At 41.9% G+C, this 22,344-nt stretch carries 19 protein-coding genes; 10 read left to right on the forward strand and 9 right to left on the reverse strand.

Going from position 1 to position 22,344, the window contains the following annotated elements:
- Positions 1 to 46 precede the first annotated feature (46 nt).
- The 6 genes from B9N78_RS03965 (at position 47) to B9N78_RS03990 (ending at position 7,748) form a co-directional block, all read left to right on the forward strand.
- The gene (locus B9N78_RS03965; protein ID WP_085098625.1) at positions 47 to 961 is read left to right on the forward strand and encodes a DHH family phosphoesterase; all 915 of its coding nucleotides are present in this window, start codon (positions 47 to 49) and stop codon (positions 959 to 961) included.
- Positions 962 to 1,114: 153 nt separating this feature from the next.
- The gene (locus B9N78_RS03970) at positions 1,115 to 1,549 is read left to right on the forward strand and encodes a LexA family protein (protein WP_085098628.1); all 435 of its coding nucleotides are present in this window, start codon (positions 1,115 to 1,117) and stop codon (positions 1,547 to 1,549) included.
- Between the two features lie 2 nt (positions 1,550 to 1,551).
- Positions 1,552 to 2,823, forward strand: coding sequence for a Y-family DNA polymerase (locus tag B9N78_RS03975; protein WP_212637008.1), 1,272 nt, complete (start codon positions 1,552 to 1,554; stop codon positions 2,821 to 2,823).
- A gap of 173 nt (positions 2,824 to 2,996) precedes the next feature.
- Entirely contained in the window at positions 2,997 to 3,596 is a 600-nt protein-coding gene (locus tag B9N78_RS03980) for a tetratricopeptide repeat protein (RefSeq protein ID WP_085098634.1), read from the forward strand.
- Positions 3,597 to 4,061: 465 nt separating this feature from the next.
- Complete coding sequence (locus tag B9N78_RS03985) at positions 4,062 to 5,480, forward strand: biotin carboxylase N-terminal domain-containing protein (protein WP_085098637.1); 1,419 nt, start codon at positions 4,062 to 4,064, stop codon at positions 5,478 to 5,480.
- A 9-nt stretch (positions 5,481 to 5,489) separates the two neighbouring features.
- Positions 5,490 to 7,748 (forward strand): carboxyl transferase domain-containing protein, encoded by a 2,259-nt coding sequence (locus B9N78_RS03990; RefSeq protein ID WP_085098640.1) that lies wholly within the window; start codon positions 5,490 to 5,492, stop codon positions 7,746 to 7,748.
- Between the two features lie 82 nt (positions 7,749 to 7,830).
- Here the strand turns inward: B9N78_RS03990 and B9N78_RS03995 are convergent, their stop codons facing one another.
- The 3 genes from B9N78_RS03995 to rsfS are packed head-to-tail and all read right to left on the reverse strand — an operon-like array spanning position 7,831 to position 10,020.
- Positions 7,831 to 8,073: a hypothetical protein gene (locus B9N78_RS03995; RefSeq protein ID WP_085098643.1), complete on the reverse strand. Its 243-nt coding sequence runs from the start codon at positions 8,071 to 8,073 to the stop codon at positions 7,831 to 7,833.
- A gap of 3 nt (positions 8,074 to 8,076) precedes the next feature.
- Positions 8,077 to 9,609, reverse strand: a complete 1,533-nt coding sequence (gpmI, locus tag B9N78_RS04000; protein ID WP_085098646.1) for a 2,3-bisphosphoglycerate-independent phosphoglycerate mutase — start codon at positions 9,607 to 9,609, stop codon at positions 8,077 to 8,079.
- A gap of 30 nt (positions 9,610 to 9,639) precedes the next feature.
- Positions 9,640 to 10,020, reverse strand: coding sequence for a ribosome silencing factor (gene rsfS / locus B9N78_RS04005; protein WP_085098649.1), 381 nt, complete (start codon positions 10,018 to 10,020; stop codon positions 9,640 to 9,642).
- 465 nt (positions 10,021 to 10,485) lie between these two features.
- Between rsfS and B9N78_RS04010 the strand changes: the two genes are divergently transcribed.
- From B9N78_RS04010 to B9N78_RS04020, 3 genes are all read left to right on the forward strand, one after another.
- Positions 10,486 to 11,793 carry a phenylacetate--CoA ligase family protein gene (locus tag B9N78_RS04010; protein WP_085098652.1) on the forward strand — a complete coding sequence of 436 codons (1,308 nt, stop codon included), beginning with the start codon at positions 10,486 to 10,488 and terminating at the stop codon, positions 11,791 to 11,793.
- Positions 11,794 to 11,820: 27 nt separating this feature from the next.
- Positions 11,821 to 12,252, forward strand: a complete 432-nt coding sequence (locus B9N78_RS04015) for an ACT domain-containing protein (protein WP_085098655.1) — start codon at positions 11,821 to 11,823, stop codon at positions 12,250 to 12,252.
- Between the two features lie 211 nt (positions 12,253 to 12,463).
- A complete protein-coding gene (locus B9N78_RS04020) occupies positions 12,464 to 12,826 on the forward strand; it encodes an Hpt domain-containing protein (protein ID WP_245805454.1) in 363 nt (120 codons plus the stop codon).
- Between the two features lie 31 nt (positions 12,827 to 12,857).
- Here the strand turns inward: B9N78_RS04020 and B9N78_RS04025 are convergent, their stop codons facing one another.
- From B9N78_RS04025 to uvrB, 5 genes are all read right to left on the reverse strand, one after another.
- A complete protein-coding gene (locus B9N78_RS04025) occupies positions 12,858 to 14,723 on the reverse strand; it encodes a potassium transporter Kup (protein WP_085098661.1) in 1,866 nt (621 codons plus the stop codon).
- Between the two features lie 183 nt (positions 14,724 to 14,906).
- Positions 14,907 to 15,683 (reverse strand): 4-hydroxy-tetrahydrodipicolinate reductase, encoded by a 777-nt coding sequence (gene dapB, locus B9N78_RS04030; protein ID WP_085098664.1) that lies wholly within the window; start codon positions 15,681 to 15,683, stop codon positions 14,907 to 14,909.
- Positions 15,684 to 15,765: 82 nt separating this feature from the next.
- Positions 15,766 to 17,613, reverse strand: coding sequence for a BRCT domain-containing protein (locus B9N78_RS04035; RefSeq protein ID WP_085098667.1), 1,848 nt, complete (start codon positions 17,611 to 17,613; stop codon positions 15,766 to 15,768).
- 123 nt (positions 17,614 to 17,736) lie between these two features.
- Positions 17,737 to 18,774: a potassium channel family protein gene (locus B9N78_RS04040; protein WP_085098670.1), complete on the reverse strand. Its 1,038-nt coding sequence runs from the start codon at positions 18,772 to 18,774 to the stop codon at positions 17,737 to 17,739.
- A 27-nt stretch (positions 18,775 to 18,801) separates the two neighbouring features.
- The gene (gene uvrB, locus B9N78_RS04045) at positions 18,802 to 20,808 is read right to left on the reverse strand and encodes an excinuclease ABC subunit UvrB (protein WP_085098673.1); all 2,007 of its coding nucleotides are present in this window, start codon (positions 20,806 to 20,808) and stop codon (positions 18,802 to 18,804) included.
- Positions 20,809 to 20,912: 104 nt separating this feature from the next.
- Between uvrB and B9N78_RS04050 the strand changes: the two genes are divergently transcribed.
- A complete protein-coding gene (locus tag B9N78_RS04050; protein WP_085098676.1) occupies positions 20,913 to 21,407 on the forward strand; it encodes a hypothetical protein in 495 nt (164 codons plus the stop codon).
- A 77-nt stretch (positions 21,408 to 21,484) separates the two neighbouring features.
- Here the strand turns inward: B9N78_RS04050 and aat are convergent, their stop codons facing one another.
- Positions 21,485 to 22,210, reverse strand: coding sequence for a leucyl/phenylalanyl-tRNA--protein transferase (aat, locus tag B9N78_RS04055; protein WP_085098680.1), 726 nt, complete (start codon positions 22,208 to 22,210; stop codon positions 21,485 to 21,487).
- Between the last annotated feature and the right edge of the window lie 134 nt (positions 22,211 to 22,344).

The following is a 22,344-nucleotide window of genomic DNA, read 5'->3' on the forward strand; positions in this document are numbered from 1 at the left end:
TCTCTAGTTTGAATTTATTATATTCTTAACTTACAGGGAGAGGTGCATGCGGCTTTTGACACGATCAGACTTTGACGGTTTAGCTTGCGCAGTCCTTCTGACTGATATCGGAATTATGGATAACTGGATGTTTGTCCATCCTAAAGATGTTCAGGATGGTAAATACCCGGGAGATCCAAACGATATAGTTGCAAACGTTCCGTATATTAAAGGTTGTGGATATTGGTTTGACCACCACTCCAGTGAAGATGAACGACTTGGAATGGATCTGGATTATCAGGGAATGTCCAGAAAAGCCAAAAGTGCCGCACGAGTCATCTGGGAATACTTCGGGGGAAACGAAAAATTCGGCGATAAGTTTGATGAAATGCTGCATTACGTAGATAAGGTTGACAGCGGAGACCTGACAGCTGAAGAAATCGAGAATCCAACCGGCTGGATTCTGATGGGTTTCATTATGGATCCTAGAACCGGACTGGGCCGTTACAGACACTTCCATATGAGTAACTATCAACTTATGGAAAAACTAATCGAATACTGCCGCTCTCTTGAAATTACCGAAATACTTGAACTGCCTGATGTTAAAGAACGGATTGATCTTTACCTTGAAAGAGATCAGCAATTCCGCGATATGCTTGTAAAACATTCTGAAATGTTTGCAAATGTTTTGGTTCTGGACCTTCGTGAGCAGGAAGAAATTTTCCCCGGAAACAGGTTTACTGTCTACTCAATGTTCCCGCAATGCGACGTGAGCATTCAAATTATGTGGGGTAAACAGAAACAGAACACAGTTTTCTCTGTCGGGCACAGTATTATTAAACGCACCTGTAAAGTAGATGTAGGCAGCACCCTTTTACAGTACGGCGGCGGCGGCCACAAACAAGTCGGGACATGTCAGGTTCCTCATGAACAGTCTGATGCCGTTCTCGGAGAACTGGTAGCAAAATTCATGAATAAATAACCACAGCTGAATTAATTTCATAAAGAGCCGTCATAAATGACGGCTCTTTTTTTGTCCTTTGTGTTTATCTAAGATTGACAAGGCGGTATTTTTGTTAATAATAAATAGACAGCTTTCAAACACAGCAACCAATTATGAGAATATTAACTCCATATGAGCTATATAAAAAATACTGATTTTTTTTCACCGGAACTAAATACGAAGACAGCTCTACCCTTTTTCCTATCGGAAGTAGCCGCGGGTTTTCCTTCACCTGCCGACGATTATATCGACAAAAAGATGGATTTAAATGAACACCTTATCAACCACCCTGCGGCAACTTTTTTCGTCCGTGCATATGGCGATTCTATGCGGGATGCGAATATCGGATCAGGCGATATATTAATTGTAGATAGAGCGTTGGATGCAATTAACAATTCCATAGTAATTGCAGTCTATAACGGCGAGTTAACAGTAAAAAGATTGAAACAGACCGGGGCAAAGCTGTTCCTTATGCCGGAGAATGAAGAATACCCGGCTCTGGAAGTAACCGAAGAAACCTCTTTCGAAATATGGGGAGTTGTGACCTATATAATTCACAAAGCTTAATCATGAAAATTTTAGCTCTGGTTGACTGCAATAATTTCTATGTTTCCTGTGAACGTCTTTTTGCGCCATCCGTGCGAAATGCTCCGGCTGTAGTTTTATCTAACAATGACGGTTGCGTTATCTCCCGTTCGCAGGAAGCAAAAGACATAGGGGTCCCCATGTGCGCCCCAGCATTCAAATATAAGTCTTTTTTTGAAAAAAATGGCGTGCATGTCTTTTCCTCAAATTATGAACTATACGGCGACCTTTCAAAACGGGTTGTTGATACGCTCGCAACCTTCACTCCAGCGATGGAAGTATATTCAATAGATGAATCTTTTTTAGAATTCCCTGACGCTGATTTTAATAATCTAGAGGAAATAGGACAAAAAATACGCCGCAAGGTTCTTAAATGGACAGGAATTCCCGTATCTGTAGGATTCGGGATAACAAAAACTCTTGCCAAGGCGGCTAATAGATTCGCTAAAAAAGAAAAGTGGACGAACGGTGTTTTCGAACTTTGCGACACGCATAAAAATGATAAATTTCTCCAACAAATTCCGATAAATGATATTTGGGGAATCGGTAGAAAAAACAGTAAGAAATTAACCGATCGCAACATTACCACCGCGCATCTTTTCAAAGAACTTCCGGACTTATGGATCAGAAAAAATTTAACGGTCACAGGGCTGCAGACAGCAATGGAATTACGTGGAGTAATCTGCCTCCCCTTGGATAAATACCAGTCAGCTAAAAAAACAATTGTTACCTCCAGATCCTTTGGCAAACCAGTCTCCAATCTGTCTGAACTTGAAGAATCAGTGGCATCCTATATGACCAGAGCGGCTGAAAAACTGCGAAGACAGCAATCACTTGCCAAAGGAGTAATGGTCTATATTGAGACCAATCCACACAACTCTCTGCCACAATACTCAAATAGCGCGAAAATAACACTGCAAGTAGCAACGGACTACACGCCGGAACTTATTTCAGTGGCTCTCACCTGCCTCCGGTCAATTTACAAGTCAGGATACAAATTTAAAAAAACCGGGGTAATTCTGCTGGGAATTGTCAACAAATATAACAGACAGGCAAATCTTCTGGAACTTACTCATGAGTCGCAAAGCGAAAAAAAAGATAATCTGATGAAAACACTTGATGCTGCAAACAGCAGATTCGGTAAAGGAATTTTAAGTTATGCTTCGGAAGGAACAAACAAACCCTGGCAAATGAATAGAAATTTTAAATCTAAAAATTATACCACATGTTGGGCTGAACTACCTGAAATAAAATAATATATTCCATCCGGATTTCTGCTATATGTAACCAAAGTAAAAATGGTGTTCAGTCATTATTATGTTCCTGCCATATGCTAAAACTTGCTCATTCCAAAAGATTAGGGCATTAACAAACAAGAAACGAAAAACAACTAAACCCATTTTTCGTACAAGAGGAACAACCATATATTATGATGAATAATTCGTCAGAGCGACTACTGAAAACAGTCAAACTTATGGGAACAGCTCTGGTTCTAGCACTCCTGCTTACCGGATGCGGAACAAAAGAGGAGGCTGCGGGCCTTCATCAGACTGGAACTGTGGCTTTCATGCTTAACTGTGATGAAGCTGCGGCGACATATTTTAAGAAGGCCATTGATGCCAACCCGCAATACGGCCCAAGTTACATAATGCTTGGCGACTGCTACCTGCGCGAGGGCAAACCGCAAGAAGCCGTTGATATCATTCTTAAAGGATTCGAATTTAATATTGATAAAGGGCAGCAAAGACTGGCGCACAGAAAACTGGCCCGTGCTTATAAAGAACTCGGACAACCAGAAAAAGCTCTTGAACAGATTACTATTTATACAAGAATGTCTGTGTATCAGGAAAAATTCGACCCGCAAAAACTAAACGAAACTGAAGAATTTGTCTCAGAACTTAAACTTCCTGAGGGGCACGAAGTCGTTTCGATTTCTCAAATAATGGAAGACACTATTAAGGCCAGAGAAAGTTCTAAAAATGCGACGAAAGATGAACCAAGTCTGCTAAACATGCTAAATATTATGTAATATTTTTACAACAAGCAAAAAAATCCCGCATTCTTAAAAAGTGCGGGTTTTTTTTTGCTAAAAAATCAATCCAGCTTAATTTAGCGTATAAATATAAATTAATCAGAGCCTTAATGGCAAATCAACCATTGCAAGACCTTTTTGGCAATTTGACGACAGGCAGTCTTTGTTTTATCAGATCAACCTATACTAAATTAGTATGGTGATCTTTACGTAGATAGGAACTGTTCAAAAAACAGATAATCATTTAAATTTACAACTTTTTTACACTACACATATGTTAACAAGCCTTAATTCTTGTTATAGTTGCAAACCTCAACCTGAATTAAAATATACCTTCATAAACGTTAATTTCATTTAACTTGACAGGTTTTTCATTTGGCTTAAAAAGATTGCGTATTTTTAAATAACCAATTTATTCACCGTAATATATCGAACTAACTCGCAAGACTCAGGAGAGTCGTTTTGAAATCTCAAAAACACAAAATACTTATTGCTAACCGAGGTGAGATTGCCGTGCGTATTATGCAGGCATGTAAAGATCTCAATATCGATTTTGTTAGCGTATACACGGCTGAGGATAAAGATTCAGGACACGTCACCCTTGCAAGAGAACTCGGCGGCGAAGAATCAATTTACAAAATCAGATCCTATAACGATGCCGGTGATATTTTTTCCGTTGCTGATGAAACACTTTGTACAGCGGTTCATCCCGGTTACGGTTTTTTCTCTGAAAATTACCGTTTTGCCCGCAGAGTAACAGAAAGAGACCGTCCGATGATTTTCGTTGGTCCTTCATGGAAAGTTATTCGCGATCTTGGTGATAAAATTAACACCAAACGCTTAGCCAGAAAACTTGAAGTGCCGACAATCCCAGGATCTGACCGTGCTATTTATGATGAACTTGAAGCTGAAGAAATTGCTTCTAATCTGTTTGAGTTTCAAGAAAAACAAGGTGTTAAAAGCCCTGTAGTTCTTGTTAAAGCATCCGCAGGCGGCGGCGGAATGGGAATCGACGAAGTATACAGCATCGAAGAATTCCGCCAAGTTTACCGTCAAATCAGAAACTACTCCCTGCGTACCTTTAATGATGAAGGCGTTCTTATTGAACAGCGCATATTCAACTTCAATCACCTTGAAGTGCAGATAGTTTCTGAAAAATCCGGCAAAAAGCATGTTCACTTCGGCACCAGAAACTGTTCCGTTCAGAGCCCGGGAAGACAGAAAAGAATTGAAGTCGCTCCGGGTTTCTTCCCTGAAGGCATGACTTATTCATTTGACGCTCAAAAGGTTCTTGATGATATTGTTGCACATTCACTGAGTATGGCGAATGAAATCAACTACGACAGCGTCGGAACATGGGAATGGATTGTAACTCCGAAAGGGGCTCCTTTCCTCATGGAAGTAAACACACGTATTCAGGTTGAAAACGGTGTTTCAGCTCAGATCTCAAGCATTAAAGGCAACTCGGATGTAAACCTGATCAAAGAACAGATCAGGCTCTCACTCGGTGAAGAAATCGGCTACACGCAGGATGACATAAAACTTAACGGTGTCGGAATCGAGTATAGAATTATCGCGGAAGATACTGACAACAAGTTTGCACCATGGGCTGGAGAAATTGAAGAACTCCACTGGAAAGAACATCCGTGGCTTAAAGTCCATACTCATATCCCTAAAAAACTACCCTATCAGATCCCGACTGAATTCGACCCGAACTTGGCTCTGGCCATTATTTGGGGAAAAGATCTGGAAGAAGCCCAAAAACGCGGTCACGAATTCCTGAATGAATTCGTACTTGAAGGAAAGGACAGAAAAAACATTTCACTTAAGTCCAACCTGAAGTTTCTGGCTAAAAAAACAAACAATCTACTGGAATTTTAATTATACATTATGGATATAGAAAAAAAACTGGATGGATTACTCAAGCGGGTTCAGTATGCGCGCGACATTCTCGGTGATACCGAGGACCGACGCCTTACAGCCTTTGCCCAGAAACTTGACACCTTCCTAGACCGGAATATCAATCTTACTCAGGCAGAACTGTGGGATAAACTTAACACTGTAGGTGAAAGCCTCGCTGTTTTGGAAAAGGATATTGATAATACCCTGACACCCATGGACAAGGTCCGCATCGTTCGTCATTCTGAAAGAATCTGTCTCAAAGACATTCTTGAAAATGTTTATGACAACTACACTGTTGTCGGCGGCAAGGATGACATGAGCATCGATCCGGGTATGGTAATTGCGCGCGCCTATCTCTCCAGAAGAATAGGCAAAAAAGTGCATAACCAGCCTGTTATGGTCGTAGGACAGGAAAAAGGTCACGGGCAGGAATTCCGTAATGGCGGCTGTATCAAACCTTGGGGAAATGCCAATGCTCTGCGCTATATGAAAGTTGCAGCACGCGAAAATATCCCAATCCATACCTATGTATTCACCCCGGGTTCCTATCCGATTGAAGACTATCCGGGAGCAGCCCAGCAGATCGCCGAAAACATTTACGAAATGTGCGGACTTGAAGTTCCTGTAATCTCCGTTATTTCAGAAGGCGGATCAGGCGGAGCGGAAGCCATTGCTATGGCGGATAAACGCCTCATGCTTTCACACGGTTACTATTCAGTCATATCCCCCGAAGGTGCTGCTGCAATCGAAGGAAGACTTCGCGGCGGACAGCGCGCTCCGGCTGAACTGATCAACTCATGTGCTAAGCATCAGTGCATTACTGCTAACGACAATCTCAGATTCGGTTATATCGACAGCATTATTCATGAGCCTCCATTAGGTTCACGCCCTGAGCATTTTGACTTTTATAAAATAGTAAGAGCTGAAGTTATCAGAGCAACTGATGAAGTTGTTTTGAGCGTGAAAGGCCTTAGTCCGTTTCGTGGCGCAGCCATCAAAAGTCGTAATAAAAAAGAACTGACTGATGAGTCTGTATTTGTACGCTGGTCTATCAATTCCAATGAAAAAGAACGCTTACTCTGGAAGAGATATAAAAAATACCGTCGTATGGCTCAAGATGCCTACGAAGATAAGAGAACTCTGGTAGAAAAAATTAATTCTGCGAAAGTGGATGCTATGGCTGCGGCTTATTCTACTATCCGCTATGATTTAATAAAAAAATACCAATCTAAACTCCAAAGATTTGTTGAAGAAACTAAAGACGAACTTCATGTCATAACTAATAAAATTGACCAATTGAAACAACGCGTTATAGGCAAAGCCGGATTTTCTACCAAGCAGAATTCCGAAGTAGAATTTGCTTTGACTAAACTTTCCGCACAGAAAGATGACGATATTCCACCAGCTGATTACAGACATTTCGTCAGCCCCAGAGCTTCAGAAGACAGAGAAATAACCTGCCCTAACGCTGAAAAGAACGGCTGTCTCGAAATATGGTCTCGTGATCTGTTTGACGAATTCGGCGGCGTATGTCCTACATGCGGTCATCACTTCCCCATGGAATACCGTTGGTATCTTGCCAATGTATTTGACTGGGGAACGGTGCGCGAATTTAATAAATCAATTTGCGCAGCCAACCCTACAAACTTTCCTAATTATCAGGAAAGATTGGACGCAGCGAAGGAAAAAACCGGTCTACAAAGCGGTTGCATAACTTTTGAAGGCCATATTAAACACACCAAAGTCACGTGTGCTACACTTGTCGCCCCTTTCAGAGGCGGATCAGTGGGAGCTGCTGAAGGTGAAAAGTTTATTCGCGCGCTCGAGCTTGCCGGCAAAAAGAGATATCCGTTTCTGGCATATGTTCACGGAACTGCCGGAATCAGAATTCAGGAAGGAACAAACGGGCTGATCCAAATGCCGCGCTGTACGCTTGCTGTACGCCGCTACATTGAATCAGGCGGACTCTACATCGTTTTATACGATACAAACTCCTACGCCGGACCTGTAGCAAGTTTCCTTGGCTGTTCTCCTTACCAGTATGCTGTCCGGTCATCACGTCTCGGGTTCGCCGGCCCCGGAGTTATCAAAGAAACTACCGGACTCGACATTCCGCCTGACTACCATTCCGCTTACAACGCCCTTTCACGCGGTCATATTCAGGACATCTGGGACCGCAGAGATATCCGCAGAAATCTGCATCAGGCATTTCTGACAGTTGGCGGAAGAAACCTGTATTACAGATAATAAGCAACCTTACACAAAAACAAAAAACCTCTTTCTGCTTAGCAGAAAGAGGTTTTTTGTTAGTTTTTAAAAAACTGGTCAGTTAAAAAAAATCCGGATCGATTGCAGCATGCCCGTTTGCAAGCATGGTTTTATAAAACCTGACTAACTTTTCATCAACAGGAACAATTGGAAAGTTTTTACGGCACGAATCACATTGAACCATAACAGGCTGCGTCGGAGCAATAAACGGTACAGATCTTTCACAAAATGGACAGGGATATAGAAAAATTATCTCCATACCGCTTGGGCGGACAGGAGATAAAGGCTTTCCTGATTCAGACATTTATTAACTCTCAATAAGATTTTTTCCGGTCATTTCCTTTGGAACAGAAATGCCCATTACATTCAAAATAGACGGAGCAATATCACACAAAGCTCCCGTAACAGGAGTTCTGCCTTTAAATACGTCACCGATGAAGACTAATGGAACTTCATTCAAACTGTGAGCTGTTTGCGGTCCGCCGTTTGCGTCAATCATCTCTTCCGCATTACCATGGTCCGCAGTCAGGAATATCTGTCCGCCGAGTTTTTCAACCGCAGCAACAATTCTACCAACGCACGCATCAACAGTCTCACAGGCTGATATCGCCGCCGGAATTATTCCGGAATGACCGACCATGTCCAAATTCGCGAGGTTGCAGATACATAAAGAATAATCCGGTAAAGCTTTCACCAGTTTATCAGTTACTTCTTCGGCACTCATCTGCGGTTTTTGGTCGTAAGTGGCCACTTCACGTGGGGATGGAACAAGAAGTCTATCCTCGTTAGGAAAAGGCTCTTCCCGTCCGCCATTCATAAAATATGTAACATGCGCATATTTTTCAGTTTCTGCGATTCTAAGCTGCTTAAGTCCGGCATTGGAAATAACTTCTCCGATAGGATTAATTATATTCTGCGGAGGAAAAGCTGTCGGAAAATCAAAGTCACTTTCGTAACGGGTCATGGTCACGAAATCACAGAATGCAGGAACAATAGGACGTTCAAATTCCGAAAAATCTTCGTCACATAAAATTCTGCACATCTGACGAGCGCGATCCGCCCTGAAATTGAAAAAGAAAACTCCGTCTTCATCGCGCAAAAGTCCATCGTTTTCTGTCAGTACACGCGGTTTGATGAATTCATCTGTTTCACCTGCTGCGTATGCATCTTCAACAGCTTTCACCGGATCAGAAGCTTCAACACCTTCACCGAGCACTAACGCGCGGTAAGACAGCTCATTGCGCTCATAATGCTTATCGCGGTCCATTGAATAATATCTGCCGGAAATGGTCGCAACTTTTCCGATTCCGATTTCAGCCATTTTGTCTACAAGCTGCTGCATGTATTTTTTGCCTTTGGTAGGCGAAGTATCACGTCCATCCATAAAAGCATGAATAAATACTTCCCGCACTCCGGCATCCTTAGCAACTTTAAGCAGTGCAAAAAGATGATTGATGTGTGAATGCACTCCGCCGTCTGAAAGCAGCCCCATAAAATGGAGACAGCCGCCGGAAGCTTTCACATTATCAATTAAATCACATATGGCATCATTCTTTGCGAATGTATCTTGTTCGATATCAATATCAATTCTAGTCATGTCCTGATAAACAACACGCCCTGCTCCGATATTGGTATGCCCGACCTCGGAGTTTCCCATAAAACCGTCAGGTAAACCGACAGCCCTACCGGAACACTTAAGGTGAGTATTAGGACAACTCTTAAAAAGACCGTCCAAAATCGGAGTATTGGCAAGCTGCACAGCATTACCTTTACTTTTCGGAGCAATTCCCCATCCATCCAGAATAAGGAGAACCGTGGGAGAACCGGATTGCTTTAACATGATATAGACCTCAAAACGGCGGCACGCGGCCTACCGGTTAGTATCCAACTCGACTCTTTTTCCTTCAGACCACAACCCTTCAACGTTATAAAAAGCGCGATTATCTTCCTGAAAAATGTGGATGATAATATCGTTTAAATCCAGAAGAATCCAATCTCCGGTCTGATAACCTTCCATTCCGAGATATTCAATATTCTCAATCGCAAGTTTCTCAAGGATGTTGTCTGCCAGAGACTGAGCATGGCGAACACCTTTCGCACTGACAACCATCACGATTTCTGAAATCGGGCAAATTCCTGTTACATCAATAGCAACAACGTCGATTGCCTGTTTCTCATCCAGCCATTCTGCAATAAGCTGAAGTTTTTCCTTGGTCTCAATCTCTTTGAATTTTTTACTTTTAGTTTTCATTCTTTTTTATTTATAAACTCGGCGTTCCCCATTAAAGCAAGAAACGCACTTTGAATAAACTGCGATAAACGGGATATAGGGTTCTAAAACCCCTGCGCGATATTCATCCATCATGAATAATCAGACCCAGTCCCACTCGCAGTGTTTAACGTACAATAAGATTATATAGAGAATTTATGCACGGTACGCAATCAATACCATCAATCAATTTTCATTCATATACAAAATAATTAAATTTTATCTTCAAAAATGAAGAAAATTAATATTTAAAGATTCAAACTTGACTGTCAGCAATGAGCTATGAGATATAAGCAAGCAGGCTTAATCACAGTTGATTTCATTTAAAATTTGCTATTGATTTAAGCGCAGATTAAACTTTCAGAGCCATCGGTTCTTTCCTTTGGCTCTTTTTTTCACCTATATCTCCTCTTATTACTAAGGAATAAGCTGGACAGGAGGCAATTAATGATCTTCGATATAGATAAAGAAACTATGCCTAGAGAAGAACTGGAAACACTTCAACTCAAACGTCTTAAACAGCTTTGCGAACGAGTTTATGCCAATGTCCCGTTTTACACAAATAAGTTTAAAGAACTTGGCATTACACCTGACGATATCAACTCACTTTCTGATCTTAAAAAATTACCGTTTACTGAAAAACAAGATCTTCGCAACCACTACCCTTACGGCCTCTTCGCAGTTTCCCGTGAAAATATTGTCAGAATTCATTCCTCTTCCGGTACAACAGGAAAGGCTACTGTCGTAGGTTATACCAAACGGGACATCGCGAACTGGGCCGGAATGATGGCCCGATCTTTTGCAATGGCCGGACTGACTCCCGAAGATTGCATTCATAATGCCTACGGATACGGTTTATTTACAGGTGGTCTCGGCGCGCATTACGGAGCAGAGGCTCTCGGTGCGACTATCCTTCCTGTTTCAGGCGGAGGAACAAGACGGCAGGTAATGCTTTTAAAAGATTTCGGATCAACGGCTATCTGCTGTACTCCATCGTATGCTCTTTTCCTGCATGAAACCGGAAAAGAAATGGGCATTGATTTCAGAGAATTACCACTAAAAGTAGGTATTTTCGGAGCCGAGCCGTGGACAGAGGCAATGCGCCGCGAAATTGAGGATAAACTAAGCATCAAGGCTCTTGATATTTACGGCTTATCCGAAATTATGGGACCGGGCGTTGCAATGGAATGTGCGGAAGCACAGGACGGCCTGCACATTATGGAAGATCATTTCCTGCCCGAAATAATCAATCCGGAAACAGGCGAACCTGCCAAGCCTGGTGAAGTAGGTGAATTAGTTATCACCACACTCACAAAAGAAGGTATTCCGCTTATCCGCTACCGCACCCGCGACCTGACGAGAATTAACTACACTCCTTGCCGCTGCGGAAGAACTCTTGCAAGAATGCAGCGTGTGACAGGCAGAAGCGATGACATGCTTATCATCCGCGGTGTCAACGTCTTCCCTTCACAGATCGAGTCCATTCTCATTGAAACCGAGGGAGTGTCTCCGCACTACCTGCTTGAAATTCATAGAGAAGGAAATCTTGACATTTTAACTGTTAAAGTTGAAATCGCAGGAACCTCTTTCTCTGATGCAATTAAAAATTTACAGTCCCTTGAAAGAAAGATACAAAGAAATATTAAAGAGTTCCTTGGCGTAACAGCTTGTATTAAACTGGTTGAACCAAAATCTATTGAACGTTCAGTCGGTAAAGCCAAAAGGATTCTCGACCTTCGCAACCAGAACCAATAACTGAACTAACTAAAAGCGAGGTACACTATGAAATGTGATCAGCTATCTATATTCCTTGAAAACCGTGCAGGAAGACTTGCGGAAGTAACCCGCCTTCTTAGTGAAGCCAAAGTCAATATCCGTGCTCTTTCTCTTGCAGACACTTCAGACTTCGGCATCTTAAGACTGATTGTTTCCGACTTTGAAAAAGCTCAGGCAACTCTGAAAGATGCAGGATTTACCGTTGGTAAAACTACCGTTGTAGCCGTAGTTGTCGACGATAAGCCGGGCGGACTTCACGGTTTGCTGGAAATGCTTAGAAATGCAAGTATCAACGTTGAATATATGTATGCATTTGTTCAGCAAAGCGGTGATAACGCTGTAATTATTTTCCGTTTTGACCGCACTGATCAGGCAATTGAATTACTGAAAGAGCACAAAATCAGCATGATCCCAAGCGAGAAACTTTCACAGCTATAGTAAGCAACGTGAATATCTGAATCAATATTTGTTTGAGTGGCCGGGTTAGAACCCGGCCTTTTCCTTGTCAGACAAATATTTGCTCATAATAACAACTGATTTAGACAAATCAGTTAACTTCGCGAATCATTTGGAAATCTCTAAAACAACTGCTTACTTTAATGCAATTTCATACACTGATGTGTGAAAACTTGTAGAAAAGTATTAAGTTTTGACTTATCTTCCCACGATGATGACTAATGAAATAATCAACAAAGATTGGCTTGAATCCATGGCTTCGACTAAAAAAGAGTTTCTCAAAAAACTTTTTACAGTATTCCTGCGTGACGAACCCGCCAGAGTAGTAAAAATCAGAGAAGCCCTGCAAGGCGGCAAAATGGATGACCTTAAATATCTGGCTCACTCCTTGAAAGGAGCGGCGGCAACGATGGGAGCCGACAAAGTCAGAGATGCCTGCCTTCACCTTGAACATAGTGCTCTGGATGGCGATACCGAACAAGCATACAAAGACATGCTCGTCATAGAAGATGAAATGAAATCAGTTTATGATTTTATGGCTGAATTTATCCAGTAAACAATTCTATCATTAGATAAGCAATTACCACTTACAGCTTAACTCCTGTGCCGATTGTAACAACCAGATCTTCAGGTATTTTAAAATAATCTACAGGGTTATTTGAAATTGAGCTTAAAAGAATAAACAGTTTCCGTTTAAATTTATTGTCAGTCCGCTCTGGATTAAATTTTATAGATACCTTCCCGACATAGTAATTACATTCATCCCGACTGACAGCTATCTGATTCCACGCTTGAAAAACAGCTACCGGCACATTCGGTTTTTCCATAAAGCCATATGAAACGGTTACCCACGAGACATTATTCTTAAGTTTTTTTACAGAAATTCGCTTTCCTGAATCAACATAAGGCTGATTTTGAGTCTCTACCTGCAAAAAAACTAATTTTTCATGAACAACCCTGTTTCTTCTAAGGTGCTGTAAAAAAGCTACCGGAATATAATTTGAAGCAGTAAGAAACACAGCCTCACCTGGAATTTTAGCGAGCAAATATTTTTCTATTTCGGGCTCAAGGTCGGATATACGCAGTCCTTTATCCATTATATGACCATAAATTTCTTCCCTGCCCCACAGCCAAACGTACATTATATAAGCAACAATGGCAGCTAGCAGAATTGGAAACCAGCCTCCGCCGCGAATTTTGGTGAAGTTGACTATTAAAAAGCCTAAGTCAAAACATGCAAAAAAACTGATCAGCAATACCGCAGGGACAATATTCCACTTTTTAATATTCCTTAGGTAGAACCAGAAAAGGTAGGTTGTAATAACCATAGTTCCGGTAATTGCTATTCCGTATGCTCCGGCAAGCTCTTCTGAATGTTTGAAGGAAACTACTAAAAAAATACTGAGCGCAGCCATAATCCAGTTAATGGATGAAACATAAACCTGCCCCGGATTAAGCTCGGATGTTTGTAAAATACGAATCCGCGGTATGAACCCCAGATGAACCGCCTGAGATGTCAGCGAAAAAGCACCTGAAATAATAGCCTGCGAGGCAATAATCGCAGCCATTGTGGCAAGTCCGACAATCGGAAAGATTATTGCTTTTGGAAATAAGCTGAAAAAGGGATGAATAATCAACATTGGATTATTTATGAGAAGCGCGCCTTGTCCTAAATAATTTAGCAATAGACTAGGCAATGCCACAAAGTACCATGCCAAAGTGATGGGTTTTCGTCCAAAATGGCCCATATCAGCGAAGAGAGCTTCTCCTCCGGTAACGCATAAAACAACAGCTCCGAGAACAAGTGTTCCGGCAATACCGTTCTCGGCAAAGAAACTGACCCCGTATAACGGGCTGAAAGCTTCTAACACAATTGGATTATCCAGCATTGAAAGAGCCCCGAAAACACCTATAACCGCAAACCAAACCATCATTATCGGCCCGAACAAACGTCCTATTTTATCAGTTCCGCTACGCTGAAAGGCAAATAGAACGAGCAGGATGGTACAAGAGATATAAATTATATAATCGTGAGCCGCAGTGGTTGCTACATCAAGCCCCTCAATGGCTGAAAGGACAGAAATTGCCGGGGTGATAACTCCGTCACCATACAGCAATGCACCGCCGATTAAAGATGAAATAAGCATAACAGATGCTGATTTAGTGCCTTTGCTTTGTCTTACAAGCTCATACAGAGCAAAGATTCCGCCTTCGCCTTTATTATCTGCGGCCATTACAAAAGTTACATATTTTAGGCTGATAACCACAAAAAGCGACCAGATAATAAGCGATAGAACCCCAAGTACATTAGCTTGAGTTAACGGAATGGCGTGATACCCGCTGAAACATGCTTTTAAAGCGTAAAGCGGACTTGTTCCGATATCACCGAAAACAACCCCTAATGCTCCGAGCGACAGCGCAATATTTCGTGAAGATTTATTATTTTCAGTCATGCCTTGTAACTTTAGCTGTTTAAACTAAAACTTAAAGTGTTAATTTAACTTTTAAAAAATAAAATTCTCGATCTGAATTAATTAATAAAAAAGGTCGTACCGGATAAACCGATACGACCTAATAACCTTTTGCACTGCTTTCAGCCACAAAATTTAATTTGATTGTAGCGGATATAATAGAAGTTAAAAAATATCAGCCATATTGTAAACTTTGCCGGGTTTCTGAGTAGCAAGCCACGCAGCAGCTCTCAATGCTCCCTGAGCAAAAGTATCACGGGAGTGCGCACGGTGAGTCACTTCAATGCGTTCCCCGGGGCCGAAGAAATAAGCAGTATGATCGCCTACAACATCTCCGCCGCGAACAGCCATTACACCGATTTCATCTTTAGTTCTCGCGCCGACAATACCGTCACGGCCATGCTTTTTAACTTCATCATAAACAAGACCTCTGGCTTCTGCCATGCATTCAGCCAGTTTAAGAGCTGTTCCGCTTGGGGCATCAACCTTTTTATTATGATGAATTTCAGTCATTTCAAGATCATAATCCGGTCCCAGCATGCGCACAAGTTCCGGCAGTATTTTCAGCAGAACATTCACGCCGACACTCATATTAGGAGCAAGGAATATAGGAATTTTCTTTGCGTATTCACCGACTTTAGCCAGATCTTCCGCTGTCATACCTGTGGTTCCGATAACAACCGGATTTCCGGTAATGGAGGCAGTCTCAAGCAATTTCAAAGTTGCCGCAGGTGCTGTAAAGTCGATAATAACCGCGCCCGGAACTTTAACCAGAACTTCTTCAGGCGAAGTTCCGCAGACACATCCTAAAGTATCAAGACCTTTTTCACATCCTGAACGTTCCATTACAGCTGCAAGCTTAAGATCATCATTTTCCTGAACAAGACGCACCAAGGATGCGCCCATCCGTCCTTTTGCCCCGATAATTACTATGTCAGTCATTTTGTGCTCCTAAAATTTCGGTCCTATTCTGAACCATTTAATTGCTTATATTAAACAATGAAAATTTAATTTCGTAATAAAATCAGCTTTTGCTGACTATATCCATAAATTCACTTTCGGTCATAATTTCAACGCCTTTAGCTCTGGCTGCTTCCATCTTTTTATCACCGACGCTGCTTCCGCAAACAAGAAAATCAGTCTTTCCGGTAACAGAAGTCTGAACATTGGCTCCAAGCCTGCGAGCCATGGCCTGCATATCCTCGCGTGAACCCTGAACCATTTTGCCTGTAAATACTATCCCTTTACCAGTTACAGGACTTTCAACGCTCTTAGTATCACTTTCAAGCGGGGTACGGCGTAAATTGAAATTGAATTCAAGCATATGCAGAATGGTTTCTTTAATAGCCTCAATCCCGACAGTAACAGAATAGCTGGTAATGGCTCCGAAACCATGAATTTCTGCAAGGTCAGCTTGTTTTACAGAAAGAATATCTTCAAGCTTAAAATGGCCAAGCAACTTACGACTGTCTGCTTTACCAAGATCAGGTATACCAAATGCGGCCAGAAATCTCCAATCATCAGTTTCTTTAGTACGGCTGATATAAATTGCCTCTGCCAGATTGGCGGATTGAACCGGACCGAAACCAAGTTTAATGAAATCTTCTTCACCCATTGTGTAAACAGACTCAAGGGAATTACGCCCTGCTGTTACAAGTCGGGCAATAGTCTTTTTTCCAAACCAATCAGCATTTCCCAGCGTTTTAAACCAATATTCAAGACGCTGTTCTGCTCTGGCAGGACAATTAAAATCAGGACATTTCAAAAAATCATTCTGCCAGAAAAGCTCAGCATTACACGAAGGGCAATTTGCGGGAAGTTCCACTGACGCAGCAGGTTTGATAACTTCTTCAAGCTTCGGAATAACTTCACCGCTGCGAATAATCCGTATCACTGCGCCTTTGCCTATGGAGTGATCCCGAAGCATTCCCGCATTATGAGCGGTAACGTTGCTGATTGTCGCGCCTGAAACCGAAACAGGCTCCACTTCCATAACAGGTGTAACAGCTCCCATACGACCAACCTGCCAGCGAATATCGTTAACAGTGGTTACAGCGGATTCACCCTTCTTTTTAATAGCAATCTGCCACCTGTAGTGATGCGCAGTTGATCCAAGCGCTTCCTGCAATCGCACATCTGTAACTTCGGCAACCATTCCGTCAAGCGGATAACCGGCCTGTTCCCATAACTCATCTGTAATCTTCCAGACATCGCGGACAAGTTCTTTACCATCCACAACTTTTTTAGGAAGCGTGCTGTAAGGAACAAAGCGGATAGCTTCGTCCTGCAAAGCCTGTTTTGAAGCTTCATTTACATTATCAGAAGTAATAATACCGACAACCATATTACGTGGATGCTCAAAAATATCGGAAAGGTGTTCGTCAAAATAATCCTGACTGCACACAATTTCGCCAACGCCCTGCCCGCGCCCGCCTACAGCAATTACGCCTTTAGCAAATGCACTCGAAATTTCGTATCCGACTTCGCCGTTGCCGCGTGTAGCAAAAATATTTCCGTCGTCACGGGCAGCAAGGCCATCAAGTTTGGGAGTTACTCTATATTCAACTTTTTGAATACCAAGCGATTTAGCTTCTTTCTCCACTCTCTGAACAAACCTTTCAAGCTCTTCAACAGTATAAGCTTTTTCGGTTGAAAGCATCGGTTTAGGATGCCTTATTTCAACCTTATTGCTGAAATTTTCAGGCTCAACTTTCGTAAGGTAGGGATGCTCAGGAGCAAGGTCACGTAATTCCTCAGTTAATTCATCATATCTGGCATCGCTGATAGTAGGCATGCCGCGGCGATAATCTTCGTTATGCTTTTCGAGTCTTTTTACAAGCTCTTCAATCTTTTTTTCGTCTGTTTTTTTCACGGTATATTAATATTTGATGATTATGTTTGATAAGAATTTGAATAAATTAATATTATAAAATCAATAGTTAAAGGAAGCAGAAAGGTCTTCCAGCGGTTTAACGGAATGACCTTATTCAATCAACTACAAAATTTTCTGAATGGCTGACAGGTCAGAAATTTTACCTACAGTTAAAAGAGTATCACCAGCTCCGATAATTTCTTTCGGTCCGGGGTTGAAAACCATGTCACCGGTATTTTTTCTAATAGCAATAATGATTAAATTAAAGCGAGGACGAATTTGAGATGCAATTAAATCCTGACCTACTAATTCAGACTTTTCAGTGACAAAAAGCTCTTCCATTTGCAGGTCGATTTTCCCGCGCATAGCAATATCAAGAAAGTTGGTAACGGTCGGGCGCAGCACAGACTGGGCCATACGGATCCCGCCTATTGTATGCGGAAGTACAACTCTGTCTGCTCCGGCAAATTCAAGCCTCGAGATACTGGTCTTGTTGTTTCCGCGTGCAATAATATTTACTTTTGAACTGAACTGGCGGGCGATCAACGTTACATAAACATTTGCAGCTTCATCTGACAAAGCGGCGATAAGGGATTTTGCTCTGTCGAGTCCGGCGAGTTTCAGCGTATCATCTTTAGTTGCATCCCCTTCAAGACAGGTTATTCCGGCAGCTTCCATTTGAGTTATCAACTCAGGGTTGCTCTCGATAACAACAATATCAAGCCCTTCATTCATAACTTCTTCAGTTACAATTGCACCGATTCTGCCGTATCCGCAGACAATGATATGATCTTTGAATTTTCCGATTGTCTTCTGCATTCTGCGTCTCCCGAGAATAGCTTGCAAACGTCCTTCGACTAATAATTGCGAAAAGGCTCCGATCAAATAAGCAAAACCACCGACTCCGCCTAAAATAAGCAGGGAAGTCAGAATCCGTCCTTTTTCCGATAGAGGTAAAACCTCCATGAAACCGACGGTCGATAATGTGATTACAACCATGTAAAAACTATTTAAAAAATTCCATCCTTCAATCCACATGTAACCGAAAATGCCGCCGATAAATACCAGCAGCATATAAATAAAACCTGCAACGACCCCCCAGAATATACCAAATTCGCGCCTGAGGTTCAGCATTCTTACATATATGGATTTGGATTTCATTCCTGACTGTCCACAACTTTGCGGGGGTTAACCCAAAGTAATAAGTTTATCACGTAAACGCTGAATGCGGTCTCTAAGTTCGGCAGCTTTTTCAAATTCAAGCTCGCTTGCATATTTGCGCATTTCTTTTTCAAGCTTACGGACCATTTTTTCAATTTTAACAGGATCAAATCCAAATTCGGAAAGTTCTTCAGCGGCAATCTTAGCTTTTTCACCGGAAGCTTTGGCAGAATACAGACTTCCAAGCATATTATCCAGTGATTTACGTATAGTTTGCGGGGTGATCCCGTTCTCAGTGTTGTATTCAATCTGCTTAATCCGCCTGCGTGCAGTTTCATCCATAGCTGTCCGCATTGAGTTGGTAACTCTGTCAGCATAAAGGATTACTAAACCGTCTGAATTTCTAGCAGCTCGCCCGAAGGTCTGAATCAAAGAACGATTCGACCTCAAAAACCCTTCCTTATCCGCATCCAGTATTGCAACTAAGGAAACTTCAGGAATATCAAGCCCTTCTCTAAGCAGATTGATACCTACTAAAGCTGTAAATTCACCGGCCCGCAAAGACTGGATAATAGCCATACGCTCCATAGTATCAATATCAGAGTGAAGATACTTAGCTTCAACACCCATCTGATTAAAATATTCTGTCAGATCTTCCGACATTCTTTTAGTCAGAGTTGTGATCAGCACGCGTTCGTGCCTGCTCTCTCGAATTTTACATTCCGCAAGCAGATCATCCATCTGCCCTTTTGAAGGACGAACTTCAACGACAGGATCAAGCAGACCTGTCGGGCGGATAATCTGCTCGACTACAAGCCCTTGTGCTTTATCAATTTCCCAAGGACCAGGTGTTGCCGAAACATAAACGGTCTGCCCGACTTTTTCTAAAAATTCATCAAAACAAAGTGGACGGTTATCAAGGGCCGACGGAAGCCTGAACCCGAAATTTACCAGAGTTGTTTTTCTGGAACGGTCCCCGTTATACATGGCGCCGACCTGCGGGACGGCAATATGCGATTCATCCATGAAAAGTATAAAATCATCCGGAAAATAATGAATCAATGTTGCCGGAGGATCACCCTCTTTACGCCCGTCTAAATGGCGGGAATAGTTTTCAATACCGCTACAATATCCGACCTCTTCAATCATTTCAAGGTCATACATTGTTCGCTGTTCAATGCGCTGTGCTTCAACAAGTTTATTTTCCCGCTTATACTTATTAAGCGTATCGAAAAGCTCAACACGGATATCTTCAACCGCTCTTTCAAGGTTATCTTTGTCCGAAACAAAGTGACTTGCCGGATAAATAACGGTTTTACGTCTTCGTCCGGTCACTTCTCCGGTAAGAGGATCGGTTTCCAGAATAGAATCAATTTCATCGCCGAAAAATTCAATTCTTAAAGCTTGTTCACGGCTGTAGGCAGGAATAATTTCAATAACATCACCACGCACGCGAAATGTTCCGCGATGGAAGTCATAATCATTTCTGACGTATTGAACTTCTATCAGCCGGTCCATGAGCTTTTCCATGGGGAATTCCTGTCCTTCTTCGATAGGAATTATCATGCGCGCGTAGAATTCAGGAGAACCGAGACCGTAGATACACGAAACAGAAGCAACAATGATAACATCTCGCCGCGTAAGCAAAGCATGTGTTGCTGAATGTCTGAGCTTATCAATATCATCATTAATCGAGGAATCTTTTTCAATAAAAGTGTCAGAGTGAGGAAGATATGCTTCCGGCTGGTAATAATCGTAATAACTGACAAAATATTCTACGGCGTTATGAGGAAACAGAGCTTTAAACTCATTAAAAAGCTGGGCGGCCAAAGTTTTGTTCGGCGCCATTACAAGAGCAGGACGATTCAGCTCGCTAATGACATTTGCCATGGTAAATGTCTTTCCAGTGCCTGTAGCACCGAGCAGGACTTGATCTTTAACGCCGTGCTCAAGATTTTCTATAAGCTGCTTCACCGCTTCCGGCTGATCACCTTTTAATGTAAAGTCACTGACAAGCTCAAATTTTGCTGACATGCTGATATTTCTTCCAGACTTGTATAGTTAAATTAAAAAAGTTATGATAATCAGATTCTTGAACAACTTGATAGTATTCAAAACACTCATTTTACGAGGTAGTAATGATTCCGATAATTCAAATACAAAATGGCGAAATCCCTATTGTTCGCGGCTACGCTGTATCTATGATCGTTCGCAGTTTTAAAGGACGTCGTGATGTGGAAGTACACCTTTTCAGACCGGAATGGGCGCCGAGCGAAGAAAAAGAAATTTCATGGGATAATCTTTTCGGACCTCCGGCAATGTTGGACTCCGTACCGGACGCAGAAAAAGATCGCAAAATAGTTATGGAATCATTTACTCTGGATGAGCGCGATCAAGTTATTGAGTACCTTAAAGAGCATTACTCTTCAAGGCTGGATTCTATCAACTCAAACCCGATGGAATTTCCAATCCCTTCCGGCCTTCCGCCGCTTTGCTATATGTCCGAAGGAAAAGATATCGGCCTCATCAAATTTGAAAAAGTTCCTCATTTTAAACTGCCGTTTGCACTCAGAGGATTATATAATCTCAGCGCGCATCGCCCGCTTGTTGAAACCCGCGAAGACGATAATTAGTCAGTTCAATGAGATAACTACAAAAAGAGGATTTCATTTTTTGAAGTCCTCTTTTTTTTGCAGTCATGCACTCAATCTTAACTGCAAAGTTTTTCCGTGATGAGTTCATATTCACCCGGCAAAAAATCCCAAGTTCCCCTCAGCGCAGAATATTCCAGAGAATCCTCAAGCATTATAAGAAATTCATCTCGTGGGATTTCCTCTGCTCCAAGCGATTTGAGGTGGTCTGTTGGTTGCTGGCAATCCACAAAATGGAATTCTCTGTTTTCCAAATAATTTACCAGATAAGAAAAACCGATTTTAGAGGCATCAGGTTCAAGGAAAAACATGGATTCGCCAGAAAATACTCTGCCTAATGAAACGCCATACAGGCCGCCTGCAAGTTCACCTTTTTTATTCCAAACCTCAACACTGTGCGCAAATCCGAGTTGATGCAATTCAACATAAGCGTCCACAATTTCCTGCAAGATCCATGTTCCATTCTGACCGGGCCGAACTTTAGCTGCACAATTAGTAATAACTGCTGTAAAATCAGCATCAAAAGTAACGCGATATTCTTTTTTTCTGATTTTACGTTTCATCCGTTTTGAAACATGCAATTTATCAAAATTAAGTATCAAACGAGGATCAAGGGACCACCATAAAATCGGAGAGGATTCATCGTACCATGGGAATATCCCAGCGGCATATGCGGCTAAAAGCCGTTCAGGGCATAAATCTCCCCCGACAGCAAGCAGTCCGTCTGGTTCGGCTTCATCAGGGTTAGGAAAAAGCGGCTCTTCAATGAGTCTGTAAACAACCATAAGAATCCCCGGAATTTACTGATTAATATTCTTCAATATAATCCATTATTCAATTATTTCAAGTTGTAAATCAAAGAGGCGAACGTAAAAACGTCCGCCTCCTTAATTAAATACAAGTAAATTCCTGAACTCTT

The organism is Desulfovibrio gilichinskyi, assembly GCF_900177375.1.
In the GTDB taxonomy this organism is placed as follows: domain Bacteria; phylum Desulfobacterota; class Desulfovibrionia; order Desulfovibrionales; family Desulfovibrionaceae; genus Maridesulfovibrio; species Maridesulfovibrio gilichinskyi.